The organism is Deltaproteobacteria bacterium, from assembly GCA_020848745.1.
In the GTDB taxonomy this organism is placed as follows: Bacteria; Desulfobacterota; Binatia; order UTPRO1; family UTPRO1; genus UTPRO1.
On sequence record JADLHM010000083.1, the window covers coordinates 1 to 2808 of the forward strand.

3 protein-coding genes are annotated in these 2808 nt (G+C 70.7%); all 3 read right to left on the reverse strand.

All coding sequences use genetic code 11. The features are described from left to right. Positions 1-1124 (reverse strand): carbohydrate porin (locus IT293_12400; GenBank protein ID MCC6765452.1); only part of this gene is annotated, 1124 nt, incomplete at its 3' end. Next, complete coding sequence (locus IT293_12405; protein ID MCC6765453.1) at positions 1121-2053, reverse strand: DUF2950 domain-containing protein; 933 nt, start codon at positions 2051-2053, stop codon at positions 1121-1123. The genes IT293_12405 and IT293_12400, both read right to left, overlap by 4 nt. A gap of 16 nt (positions 2054-2069) precedes the next feature. Next, on the reverse strand, positions 2070-2808 hold a 739-nt coding region (locus tag IT293_12410; protein ID MCC6765454.1), incomplete at its 5' end, for a DUF3300 domain-containing protein.

Consider the following 2808-nt stretch of genomic DNA (forward strand, 5'->3'; position numbering starts at 1 on the left):
CCGAAGGTGTCGGCGTCGCGGGTCGGGACGATGCCCTTGCCGCCGAAGCCGAAGCTGTAGAAGCGCTCGATCGGGTTGGTGCGCTCGTCCGCTTGCGCGAAGCGGAAGAACAGGCCGACACCCTGCGTCGGATCGTCCTTCTCGACCCACAGGAACTGGTCGAAATTGTAGTAGATCGCCCAGCCGTCCCCGGCGCGTTCGACGTCGGCGAAGTCGGTCCCGAAGCGCCGGTCGATGAGCGCGTCGACGACGAGTCGGCGGTCCTGATCGAGCACGGCGAAGTTCCGGCTCGACCACGAACCCCCGAGCGTGACGTGCCCCGGGAGGCCGAGCGGCCGGTACCCGACGCGGAGCTCCTCGGCGACCACCGTACCCTTGTCGAAGGCGTCCTCGAAACCCGAGACGTCGGGGCGGCCGCCCGCGTCGAGCGCGAGCACCTGGAGCGTACCGAGCTCGTCGGGCAACACGAAGAGCACTCCGCCCCCGAGCGCCGAGTACGGCACGGAGCGAAAAAGGGCGGGGTTCAGCACGAACGCGAGGTTCGAGAACTGCGTCTTGCCGCGACCGCTCGCGAACGCGTTCTGGTCGCCGTCGAGCGTGTCGAGCTTGCCGCCGAGGACGGCGACCCAGGGCGCCAGGAACTGGATGTAGCTCACGCTCGTGAGCGTCGAGATGTCCTCGGGAAGCGGGAAGACGCCGTCGGTGTCGGCCGGGACCAGCGACCCGGCGTCCAGGTTCACGAAGTCGCCGAAGCGCGACTCGGCGAAGATGCGCAGGAAGCCGCCCGGCCAGAGCCCGAGCCGCTCGGTCTCGACGTGCAGCTCGTAGTCGGCCGAGCCCCCGTAGGCGTCGTTTTCGTCGCGCCCGCCGTCGACGACGCCGCGGTAGGATTGCAGGAGGTCGACGTTCAGGGTGACGCCGTGCGCGGCGAGCCTGGTCCGCCACCCGCCCCAGTCGCCGGTGAGGTAGCGGCGCCCGAGGAGATCCCCGGCGTAGTCCTGACGCGGCCAGATGGAGGCGGACTCGTCCTTGACGGTCGTCGCGGCGGCGGTACGCCCCGGAAACGCTGCAAACGCGGAAACCAGCAGCGCGGCGGCGAGGACGACGGCCCGCCGCACGCTCACTCGGTCGGCTCCCAGGAGTCGTCGGGATCGTACGCCGTGATCCCCGCCGCGATCTCCGCCGTCTTCGGTCCGAGGTCTTTCTGGAAGACGATGCCCTGCTCGTTCACGATGAACGTCATGACGCCGCTCGATCCGTATTTCACCGGATAGGCGAGGAGCGCGAAACCGCGCGTCATCCTTCCTTCCTTTATGTAGCTGCGGGCACCCCCCGGGGCATGCGGACCCGCCGCGTGGAGCTCTTTGTAGACGTAGCCGTGGAACGGCTGGGGCGTAGCGTTCATGCCTGGCCGGTAGCCCTCGCGGCTCGCGTCGGCGAAGAGCGGACCGATCGGGCTCTCCGCGTCGCCCTCCCCGGTCTCCCAGTAGAGGCCGTCGCGTTTGCCGGGCGTGCTGCGGAGTCGCTGGGCGTACTCGTAAACGCCCCCGGCCGCGCGCATGCGGCCCGCGTAGTCGCGCTGCGCCGACACGTACTCCTGACAGACCTGGATGGTGAAGAGCTCGTTCCTCCCGATCCGCCGGTTCAAGATCTCCGTCTTCCCGGCCTCGGTGTCGAAGCGCCAGCCGGCCGCCTCCTTCACGAGCGGGATCGGAAACGGCCAGTCGTCGTTGCCGACGCTCAGGACGGCGAAGTCGTCGCCGACGCGCTCGAGGTGCGTGCGCTCGGCGGCACGCTCGACGAAGAACTCGCGCGCTTCGCGATCTGCGACGGGGTCGCCCGACGGCAGCACCTCTTGCGCGCCGGGACCGAAGAGCGGGTCGAGCTGTTTGCCGTCGCCGATCTTCGCCGCATCGACGAGAGCGGAGACCGCCGCCTCCGCGCTCTCGAACCTGCGCTGCGCCCCCGCCCCCGCCCAAGCCGAGGTCGGGATCGTCGCCGCAAGCGCGCTCAGGAAGAAGAGTCCGATACCGATTCCAGTCGTTCTACGCATGGCGCGTCCTCCTCTCTCAACGCCGCCGTCCGCCGCCGCCGCCACGACCGCCGCCACCGCGGCCGCCGCCGCCACCGCGACCGCCGCCACCGCCACCCCGATAGCTCCCGCCGCCGCCACCGCGACTGCCGCCGTAGCTGCCGCTCCGGCTACCACCTCCGTAGCTGCGACTACCGCCGGACCCACTGCGACTCGCCGCGCCGCGCTGACTCGCCGAACGCTCGAAGCCGCCGCCGCCACCGCCGCCGCTGAACGCGCCACCGCCACTGCGCGATCCGCCATAGCTGCCGGAACCTCCCTGCCGGGAACCAGCGCGCTGCGCCCCGGCGCTCGGCTGCCGCACCCCCTGGCCGCCGGCCCGTTGCTGACCCGCGCGTTGTTGGCCGGCGCGTTGGCCGGCGCCTTCGAGACTACCGCGCTGCTGGTACCCGCGCGCCTGCTGCTGGTTCATCCCGCGCCGCTGCGAGTTCTGCGCGCCCTGGTAGCGCTGCGCCGTGTTCTGGTTCCGGTAGCCTTGGCCGCCACGGTGCTGCGGGTTGTGCTGCCAGCGCTGCTGACCCTGGCCGCGACCACCCTGGCCGCGTTGACCCTGGCCCCGTTGGCCTTGCCGGTCGACATTGCGATTCGTGTTGCGGTTCACGTTGCGATTGCTGTCGATGTCGACGTCGACGTCACCGTAGCCGCCGCAGCAGTTCGACCAGCCGCCGCCCCAATTGCAATTGCCCCAGACCGCGGCGCCGACCGCCATGCCGACG